11 protein-coding genes are annotated in these 15,280 nt (G+C 54.5%); 2 read left to right on the top strand and 9 right to left on the bottom strand.

Features of this window, described 5'->3' with window-relative positions; all coding sequences use genetic code 11:
• Positions 1-15 precede the first annotated feature (15 nt).
• The 4 genes from sppA to A0U92_RS11985 form a co-directional block, all read right to left on the bottom strand.
• Positions 16-984, bottom strand: a complete 969-nt coding sequence (gene sppA, locus A0U92_RS11995) for a signal peptide peptidase SppA (RefSeq protein ID WP_077813431.1) — start codon at positions 982-984, stop codon at positions 16-18.
• A gap of 103 nt (positions 985-1,087) precedes the next feature.
• On the bottom strand, positions 1,088-1,555 hold the full coding sequence (locus A0U92_RS11990; RefSeq protein ID WP_077813430.1) for a Ros/MucR family transcriptional regulator: 468 nt from the start codon (positions 1,553-1,555) through the stop codon (positions 1,088-1,090).
• Positions 1,556-2,174: 619 nt separating this feature from the next.
• Entirely contained in the window at positions 2,175-2,303 is a 129-nt protein-coding gene (locus A0U92_RS18445; protein WP_257788147.1) for a hypothetical protein, read from the bottom strand.
• A gap of 462 nt (positions 2,304-2,765) precedes the next feature.
• Positions 2,766-6,056 (bottom strand): efflux RND transporter permease subunit, encoded by a 3,291-nt coding sequence (locus A0U92_RS11985; protein ID WP_077814420.1) that lies wholly within the window; start codon positions 6,054-6,056, stop codon positions 2,766-2,768.
• 467 nt (positions 6,057-6,523) lie between these two features.
• Between A0U92_RS11985 and A0U92_RS11980 the strand changes: the two genes are divergently transcribed.
• On the top strand, positions 6,524-7,123 hold the full coding sequence (locus A0U92_RS11980) for an acyltransferase (protein ID WP_077813429.1): 600 nt from the start codon (positions 6,524-6,526) through the stop codon (positions 7,121-7,123).
• Here the strand turns inward: A0U92_RS11980 and A0U92_RS11975 are convergent.
• From A0U92_RS11975 to aat, 3 genes are all read right to left on the bottom strand, one after another.
• Complete coding sequence (locus tag A0U92_RS11975) at positions 7,096-7,701, bottom strand: hypothetical protein (protein ID WP_077813428.1); 606 nt, start codon at positions 7,699-7,701, stop codon at positions 7,096-7,098. The genes A0U92_RS11980 and A0U92_RS11975 overlap by 28 nt on opposite strands.
• 10 nt (positions 7,702-7,711) lie before the next feature.
• On the bottom strand, positions 7,712-8,458 hold the full coding sequence (locus tag A0U92_RS11970; RefSeq protein ID WP_077813427.1) for a DUF4412 domain-containing protein: 747 nt from the start codon (positions 8,456-8,458) through the stop codon (positions 7,712-7,714).
• 61 nt (positions 8,459-8,519) lie between these two features.
• Positions 8,520-9,191 carry a leucyl/phenylalanyl-tRNA--protein transferase gene (gene aat / locus A0U92_RS11965; RefSeq protein WP_077813426.1) on the bottom strand — a complete coding sequence of 224 codons (672 nt, stop codon included), beginning with the start codon at positions 9,189-9,191 and terminating at the stop codon, positions 8,520-8,522.
• A gap of 423 nt (positions 9,192-9,614) precedes the next feature.
• On the opposite strand from aat, the gene A0U92_RS11955 reads away from it, so the two are divergent.
• Entirely contained in the window at positions 9,615-10,589 is a 975-nt protein-coding gene (locus A0U92_RS11955) for a 2-hydroxyacid dehydrogenase (RefSeq protein ID WP_077814419.1), read from the top strand.
• Positions 10,590-10,681: 92 nt separating this feature from the next.
• Here A0U92_RS11955 and A0U92_RS11950 read toward each other — a convergent pair whose 3' ends face one another.
• Entirely contained in the window at positions 10,682-12,454 is a 1,773-nt protein-coding gene (locus A0U92_RS11950) for a putative bifunctional diguanylate cyclase/phosphodiesterase (RefSeq protein WP_077813424.1), read from the bottom strand.
• Positions 12,455-12,926: 472 nt separating this feature from the next.
• On the bottom strand, positions 12,927-15,137 hold the full coding sequence (locus A0U92_RS11945; protein WP_236748120.1) for a TonB-dependent receptor: 2,211 nt from the start codon (positions 15,135-15,137) through the stop codon (positions 12,927-12,929).
• Positions 15,138-15,280: the final 143 nt, after the last annotated feature.

Here is a 15,280-nt window from a genome sequence, read left to right as displayed (position 1 = left end):
GCCTCCCGCCGAGGACTAAGGTTTCCAGATCGAAACTGCGCCGTCAATAGCTTCATGCGTCTGAGGCAGAAAAATGTCCGCATCAAGGCCAAGCCATGACGTTAGCTGACCGCCAAACCATCCAAAGATGCGCCGTTTCAAACTGAAGGCCTTATGCTCTTCGCCAATCGTGACGATTTTCGGGTAACCGGGCAGGCCGGAGGCTTTGTTCAGCCAGAGACGCGCCTCCTCGTGTCCACCTATACTGTCGATCAGTCCGACCTTCAGCGCCTGCTCGCCCGTATAGGGACGGCCATCGGCAAGGGAGCGCACTTTCTCTTCAGACAAATGGCGGCCCGTAACAACCATTGTAACAAACTGGTCGTAAAGATTGCTCACCACGCCCTGAAGCATTGCGCGACCTTCAGGAGAAATCGGTTTGGTGAGAGAAGGCTGCCCTTTCAGCGGGCCGGAGACCAGTTCCTGAACATTGATGCCAATTTTACCAAGAATTCCGGAGAATTCCGGTGCTTCCATCAATACGCCGATGGAGCCGGTCAGGGTGCTTCGCTCGGCAAAAATACGTTTGGACGGTAACGCGATCATATAGCCAGCAGAAGCGCCCATTCCACCCATGGTGGTGACTACCGGTTTGCTGCGAGCAAATTGTTCTACGGCATCATGCAGTTCTTCACCGCCGGTCACAGCCCCGCCGGGACTGTCAATGTCGAGCAGAAGGCCTTTGACGTTCGTATCTTTACGTGCGTCAGCAAGGGCTTTTGTCCAGCGTGAGACATCGGAACCGATCATGCCGTGTATTTTTAACTGTACGAGGTGGGGCGTTTTTGCTGTTGCCACGCTGCGCCAGTTGCCGGACTGCTGCTGACCATAACGTCCGGCAATCAGGACCGAGACGGCAACAGCTGCGATTGCGCCAATTCGCCAGCGACGCAGTCTCCGCTTCTGGACAGAGTGCGCCACAGTTTCATCAACGCCTGAACTCATTACAGTTTATTCCAGCACAACAGCAAAGGTTCATGGAAAAGTGTTTCCATGAAGAAATATTCGGCATGGTCCCGGAGAAATGAACCATGCCGATGTGGCAGATTTACTGAGCCTTGCGACCACGACGACGCGGTGCGACCTCTTCGCTGTCCGAAGAAACGCTGGTGGTTGCGCTGATCTTGCGGCCAAGACCAATTTCACGAGCCAGAGTTGAACGGCGCTCGGCATAGTTCGGAGCGACCATGGGATAGTCTGTGGGCAGACCCCAACGCTCACGGTACTGCTCAGGTGTCATGCCATAGGCGCTCTGCAGATGGCGCTTCAGCATTTTCAGCTTCTTACCGTCTTCCAGGCAGACAATGTAGTCAGGAAAGACAGAACGCTTCACGGGGACGGCGGGTTGCAGCTTCTCAGGCTCAGGCGTTGCCTGACCGGCCGTTTCGAGAGCTGTAAACACGTCACGGATCAGGCTCGGCAGTGTTTCTGCCGGAGCAGAATTATTTGAAACATGAGCCGAAACGATTTGCGCTGTCAGTTCGAGAAGAGGGGAGAGAGGTTTATTTTCAGACATAAAAAACTCCGTTACAATTTAAAACAATTCAGCGCACATTTACGGAAAACCAAGTGGAACCATTCGGCTCTGTTTGTTGAAATAATGAAGTATGCTTCCTAGTGCAAGACCTGCCGGTTATATTATATGCAGCAAGTTCTTTAATGTAGGGGGGATAAAGTAGAAATTTCCTCTGATTTTCGTCCGGATAAGGAGGATGACAAGGCGCCTTTTCTTGAAGAGACAGAAAAGAAAGGCGTGGGAAGCGAAGAGTGGTTCGGGTTTTTCTAACATTACCATGAGGTTTCTAAAATTTATTTAAATGTTTGATTTGGGGGTGTTTTTATGTAAACAGTCCTGATGTATATAATTTTATTTTATTGTTATTTAGTAAAATTAAATATTATTTTTGAATTGTCTTGCATTTATATTTGATGATTTATCTTGAATCTGATCTTGTTTTAACTTTTAGGATAAGATTTCATGCTTATTTCGATATAATATATATGTATTTACTTGTAGAATGCGCCTTTATCCAAAAAGATATATTTCAATTGCATATAATATATCTTTTTGGAATCTGTGTATTTAAGGGGGTGAAAATGCCCGAAATGGATTTCGGGCATTATGCACTTTTCGATTACTTGAATTTTTTCCACAAAAATCCGATGATTCCGGCTACGATCACGGCGCCGGCAATTTTCTTAAGGCTGCAGCAGCCTTTTTTTGCCGGAGCGCAGCCACCTGTTTTGCAGTCATTCTTGGCCATCAAACTGTTCCCTGAAACGTCTGTTAAAACTATGCAATATCGACCATAGATATCCATAAATACAGTCGATGCCTGAAAATCTAGCATGTCGGTCAGAAAAGCAATACTATCCTGAATGTGACTGTTTCGTAATAAACTGTGAGCGTGCCAGTAACGTGAAATGCTGACGATTCAGTGCCGCATGCAGGAAACATATGGAATGGCTTGTCATTATTTGTGGTATGAAAATGGCTTTTCGAAAATGTATCAAATCGTGATTTTCTCGGTCTGACTGCCTTTCGCGGTACCTTGTTTTGCAATGACCTGCTGATGAAAAACTGAAGACCGTTGTTTTGAAAGCAATGGTGACACTTATCGGGTTTTCCTGAAAAACCTCATTTGGACATTCTCTTGTAATTGAAAACCTCTCACATGCAGGATTTATAGTGGTTTTGCGCAAAGATGTCTCGTTAATGCGTTATTTTATGCGTGTTTTCGGAGCTTTTTTCGTAGTCGGCGCCCTCTGGTCCGCAACCACTGTCCCGTTGTGATCATCAACAGGTAGACCGCTGGCGTTGAATAAAGAGTGAGTAGCTGACTCATTGCAAGGCCGCCGACGACGGCAATTCCAAGTGGGCGGCGTAACTCGGCTCCGTAACCATTTCCCAGAATAAGAGGAAGGGCTCCAAGTGCCGCCGCCAGTGTGGTCATCAGGATGGGACGAAAGCGTGTCAGACAAGCCGCGCGTATGGCCTCGGAAGGTTGCATATTCTGCTGCCGCTCTGCATGGAGCGCAAAATCGATCATCAGGATTGCGTTTTTCTTGACGATGCCCACCAGCAGGATCACCCCGATCATGGCGATCAGAGAAAAGGACTGCCCCGACAGCCACAACGCAACCACAGCCCCAACGGCAGCGGACGGCAGTGTGGAGAGGATGGTCAGAGGATGTATGTAGCTTTCATACAGTATTCCCAGAGTGACATACATGGTGACGAGAGCGGCCAAAAACACCAGAACTTCATTGACCAGCGCTTTCTTGAAATCGCCTGCGCGCCCTGTAAAACTCCCGCGAATGGTGTCGGGCATGTGGATGGCTTCACCTACCCGCTTTATTTCCGCTTCAGCATCCGTAAGCCCTTTGCCGGAAGGAAGATTGAACGAGATTGAGCCGGAGACAAAGTTGTCTTCATGACTGACCTGGAGGGAAGTAGGGCGCGTAACGAGGTCAGCCACCGAGATCAGCGGCACCATGGTTTCGGCCGATGACGACACCGCTGAACCGTTGGACGCCCCGGCGCCCCCGGCCAGACGGTTGGCAATCTGGTTGCGGAAAGACAGACGATTTAAGGCTGCTTCTCTGGAATCTGTTGAACGGGGTACACGGATCGAGTTCGAGACGGTTCCACCGCCAGCTGTCCCGCCAGCCGTCGAAACCCAGAGCGTTTTCAGCATTTCTGGATTTTCCCGATAGACTTGGGCGGCTTCCATCACGACGTAATAGGTCGTCAGCGATGTGGAAATATTCGATGCCGTGCGCTGGCCGAAAGCGTCGAACAGGGCGTTCCCGATCAACTGGGGTGTCACAAGATAACGTGCGGCGACGTCACGGCGAATGTCTACATGCAACGATGCGCCGTTGTTGTGGATATTGGTGTTGACGTCGGAGATGATGCTGCTGTGGCGCAGGGCTTCACTGAGACGTGGAACCCATGTTGTCAGGTCATCGACGGCTTCGCTTCGGAAAACATAGGTGTAGTTTCCTGTCTGCTGGCGGGAGCCTCCACCATTCACATCGCCTGAGTTGGAAATATGCGCGTCCAGACCGGCAATGTTCGCCACCTTTGACTGTATTCGTTTGGCTATGGCTTCCGGTGTGTCGGGTCGTGTGGATTTGTCCGTGAGCGAGGCAAAGGCCGACGCTTCATTCGCCGCGTCATCACCTGTAAATGCCACAACGGATGTCACTTGCGGATCATGCATCATCGTGTTGGCGACGCGGCGGGTCTTGTCGGATACGGCCTGAAACGAACTTGTCTGATCCGTGCTCAGATAGGCGGAAACGAGAGCGATGTCTTCCGGGGGCAGGATTGTTTTCGGCATGAAAACAACAACGGCGACAGTGATGACCAGACTGACCGGCAGGGAGGCCAGCACCAGCCAGCGATGACGAAGGGCGACATCCAGCGACCGCATGTAGAAATGCAGCAGGCTGTTCAGGATGACTTCAACACCATCAAACAGATGGTGCATCCGGCGTGACCACCCAGTGTTCCCGGCTGGTGTTTCCCCATGGTGAACTTCAAGCAGATACGCGCACATCATCGGTGTCAGCGAGAGGGACAGAAAGAGCGAAATGGCCACAGCGGTTGTCAGCGTCATGGCAAATTCGAAAAAGATTTTACCCGCAATTCCCGAGAGCAGGAGCAGGGGCAGAAAGACCGCGATCAGCGAGATGGTGATCGACACCACGGTAAAGCCGATTTCCCGTGAGCCAAGCAGGGACGCTTCCATGCGATCCATGCCGTCTTCCATATGACGGGCGATATTTTCGACAACAACAATCGCATCATCCACCACAAATCCCGTGGCGATGGTCAGGGCCATGAGGGAAAGCGTGTCCAGCGAGAAATGCAGTTGGTGCATCGCTGCCAGGGAGCCCGCCAGTGACACCGGCACTGTGACCGCCGGTATCAGGGTTGAGCGCCAGGAACGAAGAAATGCGAGCACCACGAGCACGACCAGAACGACTGAAATCAGCAGGGTGAGCTGGGTGTCTGTGAGCGCTGCACGGATTGACCGGGACATGTCATTGACCAGGGTAAGTTTGACATCTCCGGGAAGTACGCTCTGAATTTTGGGGGCGTGTGCACGGATGGCGTCGGTGACTTCAATGACATTTGCGCCGGGCTGCGGCCGGATGATCGCCATCACGGCTGGCTTGCCATTGAACCACGCTGCCTCGCGTTCATTCTGCGGACCGTCACGTACTGTCGCCACGCTGGACAGGCGGACGGGACGCTCATTGCGGTAGCCGACGATGAGGTCACGATATTGTTCGGCTTTCCGGGCCTGATCGTTTGTGGTCAGCATCAGGCGCTGCGTGCCGATATCCAGAAAGCCCTTGGGCGTGTTGGCGTTGGCGGACGCGAGAGCGGAGCGGATATCCTCGAACCCGATACCGTAATGGTAGAGCAGATAGGGGTTCATCTCGACGCGCACGGCGGGTTTGGCGGCGCCTTCAGGCTGCACCCATCCGACGCCGTGAATGCCAGCCAGTTGCGGAAGCAGTCTTGTTTCCGAGAGGTCGCGGAGTTCAGTGAGAGGCCGCGTGTCAGATGTCAGCACGGCGACCATGATCGGATTGTCGGAAGGATTGGCCTTGTAATATTGCGGCGTATCGATCAGTGTGTTCGGCATGTCCTGTCGAGCCGCCTGAAGAGCGGCCTGGACATCACGGGCGGCGCCATCTACATTTCGATGGTCGTCGAAGAACAGCAGGATGAAGGATGATCGGTCCGTGGTGTCGGAGGTCATCTGGGTCAGTCCGGCAATGCTTCCGAGGCGACGTTCCAGAGGGGTCGTCACGGCGCTGGCCATCTGCTGAGGGGAGCTGCCCTGCTGGCTGGCGATGACATAGATGACGGGAACGGAAATGTCCGGAAGATCGGCGACCGGCATGACGCGGTAAGACAGTACCCCGGCAAACACCATCGCCAGAGCCAGAAGAGTGGTTGCGACAGGACGACGGATAAAGACAGCGCACAGATTCACTGTCATCTTCTCCAGATCATGATGCCTGGTTTCGCAGCAGTTCTTCGGGGAAGCGTGTCGAATTCAGAGTGGGCATCCTGTGCGCGACCATGCGTGGCCCATGTGCGAAAGACCTGACGTTTCTGATCATTCTACTCAATGGTATCGTTGTGCTGATAAGCAAAAACCTTCTGTAGCCGTGGCCATAGGCTTTGAAAAGTCGGGTTGTATCTATGGGTAGGGTATAAAAGAAGGAAATCGATATTTTTAAAATTGATTGAGTGGATATATTTGATGGTGTGTAATAAACGGTAAAATGAAACGAAAAACAGAAGTAACTCAGTCTAAAATTATAAACAGTATTATTTTTTAAAATAAGTCATGAATTATGAAATTGTTTTTTGTTGTTTTTTTGTGTAATTCGTTTCAGGGAATAGAATGGCGGGTGATTACCTGTTTTGTCGGTGATATTAAACAGTGAGGGGCCAATGGCCTTTTTTGATAATATCCTTACACGTTATGCTCGCAGGGTCTGCCTTGCAACTGTTGGCAGTGAACTGATTCCTGCCTTTGTGCGGACTCGTTTGCTGAATGTGCTTGGCGCAAATCTTGACCCTTCAGCCTGCATCTGGTCGGGTTGCCGTCTGCGCTCTTCCAGTCTTGTCATGGGCAAGGAAAGCTTCATCAACGTCGGGTTCTTTTTTGATGGGGCGGCAAGACTGATCATCGGCGAGAATGTGCGCATCGGACAGTTTTTCTCGGTTGTGACCGCCACCCATCAAATCGGCCCGAGCAAGCAGCGCTGCACTATGGAGGCTTTACTCGGCGATGTGGTCATTGAAGACGGTTGCTGGATCGGGGTGAATGTCACCATCCTGCCGGGCGTCACAATCCGGCAGGGCTGTGTGATCGGGGCGGGGACGCTGGTATCGACAAGCACGGACCCGGATGGCCTGTATGTCGGTTCACCAGCCCGCAGAATACGCGACCTGCCGAAAGGGAAGCCTGAGCACAGAAAGGGACGAGCGGCTGAGCGCGTGCCGTCACCGTTTCCTTCCATTCAGCGGGCTGGAGCGACCACCGAATAAGTCTCCGGAATGGCGAAAAGAGTATCCGGTTGAGGAACCCGTTCAACGGAGAGCGCCCTGACCAGAATGCGCCCCTGCTGCTTCACCTGAAGAAGAATGCCATCCTCAGTGTAACAGGCGTCGCTTTCATGCCCGTCCTGATCGGTCGTGCGCCAGATCGTGCAGAACTGGCCACTGACCATGTCTGTTCCAAGTTTTTTGAATGATCCGGGTGCGATCTGACCCGGTGGCGTGAGCACTGCTCCGGGAGCAGGCATGACGCTCCGCCGGTGTCCGAGCGTATCCACGACGTTCAGGGTGTGGTCACGCCAGGATGTCACCATATAGACAGTGGCGTTTTCAGGATCGATCCGCTGCCGCAGGGACGCGACCTGCCAGTGCATGTCCTGATGCACGGGTGCCGGACTTTGTGGCGATATCATTTCGTAATGCACGGCCACATCCACGGAGGGCGTGACATAAGGTCCGCTGGTGGCTGCGACTGCATCCTCTACACGGATTTCACAGGCGGAAAACAGCGTGGTCAGAGGGAGCGCCAGCAACAGGAGCGAAGCACGCCGAAATGTCCGTTTTTTCATGGCTGCTGTCTCAGGGATGTCCGGAATCCGGCTCGCTGGATGAGGCCGGAGCCGGGGTCGCGACAGCGTCGCCGGCTGGGGAAGATCCCGTTACCGGGCCGGTAGAAAGGGTGGCTGCGCCATTCTGGCCCGCGACACGATGATGATGGACCTCCTGATAGTCGGACGGGGGAGCAAAGTCGGAAGCCGGAATGGTTTCATAGGAAACGGATTCTGCGGACAGATGCCCTTTGGCGCCATCGGCATCCACACCGTTTTCGGCCAGTATCAGGCCATCAGTCGTCACGCAGGCGGTCGCGTCACCATGTCCGGAGGCAATGCTCCATTCCGTGCAGGGAATCCCGGCAATTGTGCGGGTGCCATGCCGCGTGAACTGCATGGACACATCCAGCAGGAACGGATTTCGCACGCTGCCGCGCTGCTCGAGCTGGGTGAAGACACGCTGTTTGTGTAGCAGGATCGTCACCGTCTGGGCGGTACGATTGAGAATGGTGGATGCCGAGCCGTCAGGAGCGTCGATGCGCATTCTCGCCCCCTCGGCGGTGAACCACACCTTGACCTGCTGCGGCTGAGGCGCACCATCCGGCTGCACGCTGTAGGTGATGACGGCGTCTTTCAGCGGGGTGAGAGGCGGGTGATCTCCCTCCGCTGCATGGGCTGTCCCCTGGATCAGGGCCGCCAGCAGTCCCACTGCGAGACACTGCCCCCACAACCCGGCTTTGTTCCTTGCATCAGACTTCCCGGTGACCTGTCGCATACGTCGAACAGTCCTCATTCCATGACATTCTCGTCGAGAGCACCCTATCTGCATCGCTCAGTCAACCACCTGCAAGGCGGGTCTCTTCACGTATCTGTCGGATTTCTGCGGCAATTTCTGTTGCAGAAAGGGGTGTCCAGCGCTGTTCGGAGCGTGTGGCCTCACGTAGACGATTTTTGTAGTCGGCGGCATCAATCTCGATGCCGCCGAACTGCGAGAGATGTGTCGTGCCGAACTGGGTATCCAGCAGATCATAGCCCCAGAGCCGGAGGCGGGCGACCAGATGCACCAGCGCCACCTTGGATGCATCCGTCTCCCGGCTGAACATGCTTTCACCAAAAAAAGCGCTTCCCAAAGCCACACCGTACAGGCCGCCGACCATTTCGCCGTCACGCCATGCCTCGATGCTGTGGCCGTAACCCATGTCATGCAGACGGCAGAACAGGCTGAGAATCGTTTCACTGATCCATGTCGTTTCGCGCCCCGGCGCAGGGGCGGCGCAGGCCCGCATGACTCCTTCGAAATCACGGTCGGTCGTCACGGTGAAACGCTCGCTCAGGGCAGTCCGACACAGGCGTTTGGGAAGGTGAAAGCCGTATAATGGCATGACGCCGCGCGGATCAGGATCATACCAGTCGAGCCTGTCTGGATCTTCGCTGCTTCCCATCGGGAACAGCCCAACGGAGTATGCTCCCAGCATCAGTTCCGGCGTCAGTTCGATCTGGTCGTTCATGCCGATCCTTCTTCCTGTTTCATGCAAGGGGCCTTTACCCGTTCCGGGGTGGTGGAAACGCTCTGATCCATTGTTTTCAGACTACCCTCATTCGCCCGGAGAGTTCCACGTGTGCAGGACATGTCTGGTTTCGTCCCCGGAAAAAGAGAGACTGGCCGGAGGACAGCGGCATATTTCTGCGCCTGTCCTCCTCTTCAAAAGTCAGCTCCCGGACGCTCTGCGAGGTGAGTTGCCGGCATGACATCCAGCCTGAGAATGTGGCCACCTGATCCTTGTTGCATGAAAACTGCTGCCGATCGGGAGCGCCTTCCTGTGGCTGGCTGGGCATTCATCACGAAACTGACAGCCTCTTGCCGTGTTCCTCTTTCTCGCTTCATGATCCCGACCTGATCAACGCACGCCACATAGCCGATGGAGTTTGTCATGTCCCTCTCGCGCACCCGTATCGTACGCAGCGTTCGCCTGCCTGAAGCTGTGGAAGCGCGGATTGCACGGGAGTTCGATGCTCCCTCTCCGCCACCGGAGCCGCTGAATACGGCGGCTCTCTTCAGGCAGGCGGAGGAGACGCAGGCCGAAGCCCTGCTGGTGACGCATCACGCGGCGATCAAGGGGGATGATGTCAGCAGGATCCCTTCTTCAGTGCGTCTGGTTGCGACCGTCAGCGTGGGCCTCGACCATCTGGATGTGAAAGCCATTCGCTCACGGGGCATTGCCGTCTCCAACACACCCGATGTGCTGACCGAATGTAACGCTGATCTTGCTTTGCTGCTTATTCTGGCCGCCGCCCGGCGTGCTGCCGAATATACGGCACTGGTTCGCAAAGGCTGGGGACGTGACCTTGCTATGGATGAAATGCTGGGGATGCGGATCAGCAACAAGACGCTCGGCATTGTCGGTATGGGACGTATTGGGCAGGCTGTCGCCCGCAGGGCGCGAGGCTTCGGCATGACCGTTCTGTATAATAACAGGCGGCGTCTGGCTTCCGAACTGGAACATGGCGCGACATGGGTGGAGAGTCTCGAAGACATGCTGCCGCGCTGCCAGATCATCAGCCTGCATCTTCCTGGCAGCGACGACACGGATGGCATGGTCGATCAGGCTTTCCTGTCCCGACTGCCCAGGGGAGCAATTTTCGTGAATGCCGCGCGAGGGCGTCTTGTGAATGAAGACGCCCTGATTGAAGCGCTTCGCAGCGGTCAACTCGCCGGAGCCGGGCTCGATGTCTGTCGAAATGAACCGAACCCTGATCCCCGGTTACTGGAACTGCCCAACCTGTTCATGACGCCGCATGTGGGAAGCGCCACGGTGGAGACCCGTACGGAGATGGGGATGCTGGCGCTGGATAACGTCGCTGCAATGGCAGCAGACAGGCCACTCCTGTCGCCGGTGGAGGCGTAACCTCTTCTTGATGAGTGAAGACTGAGAGGGATGTTTCCGCAAGATGGACCCTGCGGCCAGAAGACAGTGGCTGGCTGCAGGGTCAGAAAGACTCAGGCGGACCCGGATGGAAAACTGCCGTGGGCTGATTTCCTGAAATCATTCAGGATCATGCAGGCGTGTTTTACAGCATCAGGCACGGCGGTTACAGGAACCGGGGTTGCGAAAAGGTAGCCCTGACAGGCGGTGCAACCCAGATCGTTCAGAATACGTAACTGATCGACGGTCTCCACCCCTTCGGCGATGATCGCCATATCAATACTGCGCGCCAGACGGATCAGGCCGGATGTGATCTTCAGATCACGTGTGTTCTGGCCGATATTGGCAATGAAGCTTCGATCGATCTTGATATGGGTGAGCGGCAGTTCGCGCAGATGGCTGATCGCGGCGTAGCCAGTGCCGAAATCATCGAAGGCAATTTTGAAACCATGCCTTGCAAGTCTGAATATTTCTCGTCTGACGCGGTCTGATCGCGTGGCGCCAAGAAAGATGGTTTCAGTAATTTCTATCTGGACTTTTTCGCGTGGGACGCCCGCCGTCGCTGTCAGATCACAGAACTCCTGGGTGAGGCCATCCGTCCCGAAATCAGCCATGCTGACATTCAGCGTGACTTTGCCGTTGTATTCACCTGTCCTGATCCATGCGCCGAGATCCCTGATGACGGACTGCCGGACAAATCTGCCGATTGCCAGCCCGGTACGGAAATCACCGAAGATTTCCGGGAATGAAGCCGGAGTCAGAAGGCCGAGTTCAGGGTGATGCCAGCGCAGAAGCGCCTCGCAGGCAGTGACCTGACCAACAGACAGGTTGATGAGCGGTTGATAGTACATTTCCAGTTCGCCCCGCTCGACAGCGAGATGAATCTGACTCATCAGCAACTGATGGTTCTTGACCTTGGTGCCCATGGCCGGCGTGAAAGCGACAACACTTTGTCCTCCTCTCTGCTTTGCCTGAAGTAAGGCAATGTCAGCATCTTTCAAGAATGTCTGGCCGGATGCAGCCGTGGCGTCGAGGATTGTGTAACCAATGCTGGCCGATACCGAGACGCAGGTTTCCTCAAAGGTCACCGGGGCTTCAAGATGGCGGAGAAGGTGCTCGAGGTGGTGATCCACGGAGGTGAGCGGAAAAGGATGATCCATGATGATGGCGAATTCATCCCCACCAAGGCGACCAACGATTGCATCAGGTCCGGCAAAGCTCCTGAGTCTCAGGGCGACTTCAATCAGCACGATATCGCCGGCATCATGACCGTAGATATCGTTGACCTCCTTGAAGCCATCAAGATCAATGCGAACCATCAGGCGCGTGTCATCGGACAGCATGATTTTTTCAAGCGTATCGGACAGCCCTTCAGAGAAACCGATGCGATTCAGCGCATCGACCAGAGGGTCCTGCCGCGCGAGATGCTTCATCCTGTTCCGGGCTTCGATCAGTGGCGTGACGTCGAAGCGGTAAGCGATGTAGGAAACGATCTTTCCCCGTTCATCCTTGCGGGGGATGATTGTGGTTGCAACCCAGTAAAGCGAGCCATCCTTGGCCCGGTTGCAGATCTTTCCTCTCCAGATTTTCCCTGAACTGATCGTCGCGTACAGGTTTCGGAAAAAAGTCTGGCTGTGATAGCCGGAGTTCAGGATCCTGTGAGTATGGCCGAGCAGTTCATGCTTGGTGTATCCGCTGATCTGGCAAAAACGCTCATTGACGTGCGTAATGACACCATTGATATCCGTGATGGCGACGATCAACACTTCGTCGATTGCCGACCAGAGAAACCTGATATTCTGTTCTACCGGATCGCTGTCAGGAATACGAACGGATTGCTCTTTCATAGCAATGTCTATCCCTTTTGGTGCCTGGTCGGGCTGTATGAGGCATAACTGGTTAAGTATCTGTAACGGGCAAGCCTCTGAAGTCAGATTATCCAGGCGCCTCCGGTTATACGGAGGGCGTCGCGATATCCCGTATTGGCTTTCGGCGTCAACCCGGACCGTCCGTGGTTCAGGAAGGGAAGGCCGTTGGGGCGAAAGCAGAAAAAAGACCAGCCCGCCTGAAGCTCAATGCAGTTGACGACGCAGGATATTTTGGAATGTTGCGCTGATTTGCGCAGACAACATGAGCAGGACGTGCCCGTTAACCACCCTTTTGAAAACACTATCGCAGCGCAATCAGCGCCATTGAATTAAGAATTTTAGGGTCAGTGAGTTAAATCCATGTAAATTATGTCGTGCAGGCTGTTCCGGAATGGATCAACTTCCCGAATTTTATTCCTGAATCGGCCAGATGGTGCGATGAGAAGCCCCGTCAAAAATCGGCGACTGCTGCAAAATAGACACCTCGTCTCTGTCCATACTGGGCCTGATATACGCCGACACCGCTGCCGTCCCTCAGCTGGTATTTCCTGTCAAAAAGATTGACCACATCGGCACGCAGCCTGACAGCATGGCCGAGAGGAACTGGGGTAATCGTGTATTGATAGCCGATGTTGAAGATGGCGTATTGCGGTTCCTTGTCGATATTGGCGAAGCCGCTGCGCAAGCCGTTGCCGTAGATGAAATCGACATAGATCAGATGATGCGTGTTGCTCCATGACGCACCGCTGCTGGCGGTGTATTTTCCCTGATGGTCCAGCTGGATGTCATGGTGCCGGATATAGTCCAGCTCTTCCTGGGAAAACTGATACTGCGCCGAGTTGATGTCATGGGCGCCAGTTTTCACGAATGAGAAATTGCCGAATACTGACCAGTGGCCCTTGCGCCAGGACAGGCCGAGCTCTGTGCCGTAAATATGGCCGCGGCGATAGCTGAACGGCGCCAGAATGACGGCGCGACCGAACTGGCCGAGATCGGTCATGTCATGCGCCCATTTGGAAAACGCATCCACGGTGATCTGGAATTCTGGTGTAATACGCTGAAGAATACCAATATCGACGTAATGCGATTTCTCAGCTTTCGTGGCGTCTCCGGCAGGGGATGCCGGTGCATTGGTCGTCCCGGCGAAACGGGTGAGTGTCGAAGGATAGATGTATTGCGGCGACGGCGGCGCGAAATAGCGTGAGTAACCGATGTGAAAAGTCGTGTTCCTGAAAGGCTTCCAGACGAGATTGGCGCGCGGGCTCAGTTGTCCCTCGGTGTCGAACGAGGATGCGAACCGGTCATAGCGGATGCCATAATTGAATGTCAGAGAGCGGGTGATCTTGTATTCATCCTGAAGATAGGCGCCCGCTTCGACAGACCAGTTGCCGCTGTTGTCGATCACCCGTTGTGGCGTTGCCGATAACTGCGGCCCTTCGCTTCCGGTCGGAAAGACCAGCGAATTCGTATCAAGCCGTTCGGAAGTATATTGCCCGAGAAAGCCAGTCCGCAGCGTATGATGCTTCGCGATATTCCATGACAGATCGAACTGCATGCCGCCTGTTGTAAAGTCATTGACCTCATGCTCAGAGACGCCCTGAAACACCAGATCCCGGATCGGGTCGGGCGTATAATCAATGCGTCCGTAGCGGAAAAACGGTGATGCCTGAAAATTCAGCTCATCCTGAGTGTGCTGCCAGGAAACGACGGCGTAATAGTTCTGCTCTGTCTGGCTGTCCCTGAGAAAGCGGGACTGCACGGAGGGTGTCTGGATATCGGTGCCAGCAATCGCGTAAAGCTGTGGCAGTCCCGGCGTATTGGGTATCTCAAAATCACTGTAAGAAGCGCTGGTCAGGAGCGACAGGCGGTTTGCATCGTCGGGATGCCATGAAAAATAACCGAACGCTTTTTCCTGCTCGGTCAGATCATGCGCCGGGCGGAAAGATCCGGTCGGGTTTTCGATGCCGATGGCGTTGCGATTGTAGGAAACAGTCGTGAAATACTCGAAATTTCCCTTGTGTCCGCCAAGCTGGAGAGACGGAGCGAAGGTCTGGTAGCTGCCGCCATAAAGCGAAAACTGATTATGCTTGAGCTGGGAGCCACTTTTCGTGTTGACGTCGACAATGCCGGCGGTGCGGAAGCCGAACTGGGCGGGGAGGGTGCCGGTCAGCAGATTCATGGACTGGATGATGCGGGTGTCGAGTTCCTGACCAAAGCCGTTGAGCCCTTCCGGGAGGAGCACGCCATTCACGCGGTAGGTCAGGCCGCCATGCTCGCCACGGACATGAACCTCGCCATAACTGTCCTGCACCACGCCCGGCAGGCGCAGCATGATCTGGCTGAAGGTCGCGTTCTGTCCCTGTGGGGTCGCCTGAATCTGCTGCTGATCGATGCCGTAGGAGACTGCCCCCAGTGCCGGGAAAATACGTCCCCGGGCCTGATCCATGTGGCCCATGACATGGATCTGTTCTGAGATGGCGACAGCTTTTCCCGTTTGAGGAGGAGTGGTTGAATGTCGTGAAGGGAGCTTTTGCAAGGTTGGCAGAGAGTGCTCCGAAGCCTTTTTGGTGTCGGGGAAGGGTAGACTGCTTGCGATGTTGGCAATGGCGCTCCGTGGGGCGATTGAGACGATGCTGCAGATCAGGGCTGATCTCAAAGTCATCTTGCGTTGTGTCATCGGTAACGTCTCTGCAATTCAATATAGCAAATGCTATATTATGGGCTGGGAAAGAGCGGACCCGATCACTCTGAACGGTCAGGAACAGGGCGCGCCAGTGCGGTAACAGTTACACCTGAATGATGCTT

The sequence above is a fragment of the Acetobacter aceti genome (assembly GCF_002005445.1).
Taxonomy (GTDB): Bacteria; Pseudomonadota; Alphaproteobacteria; order Acetobacterales; family Acetobacteraceae; genus Acetobacter; species Acetobacter aceti_B.
This window is presented reverse-complemented; position numbering and strand designations above follow the sequence as displayed.

Bases quoted from the DNA above. Each gene is read 5' to 3' on its own strand.
- sppA (WP_077813431.1), bottom strand. From the start codon at position 984: ATGAGTTCAGGCGTTGATGAAACTGTGGCGCACTCTGTCCAGAAGCGG.
- A0U92_RS11990 (WP_077813430.1), bottom strand. From the start codon at position 1,555: ATGTCTGAAAATAAACCTCTCTCCCCTCTTCTCGAACTGACAGCGCAA.
- A0U92_RS18445 (WP_257788147.1), bottom strand. From the start codon at position 2,303: ATGGCCAAGAATGACTGCAAAACAGGTGGCTGCGCTCCGGCAAAAAAA.
- A0U92_RS11980 (WP_077813429.1), top strand. From the start codon at position 6,524: ATGGCCTTTTTTGATAATATCCTTACACGTTATGCTCGCAGGGTCTGC.
- A0U92_RS11975 (WP_077813428.1), bottom strand. From the start codon at position 7,701: ATGAAAAAACGGACATTTCGGCGTGCTTCGCTCCTGTTGCTGGCGCTC.
- A0U92_RS11970 (WP_077813427.1), bottom strand. From the start codon at position 8,458: ATGCGACAGGTCACCGGGAAGTCTGATGCAAGGAACAAAGCCGGGTTG.
- aat (WP_077813426.1), bottom strand. From the start codon at position 9,191: ATGAACGACCAGATCGAACTGACGCCGGAACTGATGCTGGGAGCATAC.
- A0U92_RS11955 (WP_077814419.1), top strand. From the start codon at position 9,615: ATGTCCCTCTCGCGCACCCGTATCGTACGCAGCGTTCGCCTGCCTGAA.
- A0U92_RS11950 (WP_077813424.1), bottom strand. From the start codon at position 12,454: ATGAAAGAGCAATCCGTTCGTATTCCTGACAGCGATCCGGTAGAACAG.
- A0U92_RS11945 (WP_236748120.1), bottom strand. From the start codon at position 15,137: ATGACTTTGAGATCAGCCCTGATCTGCAGCATCGTCTCAATCGCCCCA.